The following is a 299-nucleotide window of genomic DNA, read 5'->3' as shown; positions in this document are numbered from 1 at the left end:
CCATCTTGAAGCTCGTGAATATCACTCCAGTTAACTATTTTTTTTATATTTGGATGTTTACCAAGAATTTCTTGATGAAATAAATCTATCTGCTCCAATGCAACTTGAAATTTCATATCACTAGTTATATATGGTTCTATAAATATGGCATATAACTGTAATTGTATTTCTCCTTGTTGTAACCTCATAAAATTCGCTTCTATACTAGGGTGATTCATATATGATCTTGAATTGTCTTCCCAAAGTTTTAATAGTGCATCACAATGTAAATCAATTACGTTCATCAAATGTCCCCCTTC

Annotated in this window: 1 protein-coding gene; it reads right to left on the bottom strand. The window is 30.8% G+C overall.

Translation table 11 applies throughout. The annotated features are described in order from the left end of the window. Positions 1-284, bottom strand: a 284-nt coding sequence (locus AOA60_RS01030) for a membrane dipeptidase (RefSeq protein ID WP_178075294.1), incomplete at its 3' end; no start/stop codon positions are given. Positions 285-299: the final 15 nt, after the last annotated feature.

Source organism: Pseudomonas sp. 2822-17 (assembly GCF_002742485.1).
GTDB classification, from domain to species: Bacteria; Pseudomonadota; Gammaproteobacteria; order Pseudomonadales; family Pseudomonadaceae; genus Aquipseudomonas; species Aquipseudomonas cyclaminis.
This window is presented reverse-complemented; position numbering and strand designations above follow the sequence as displayed.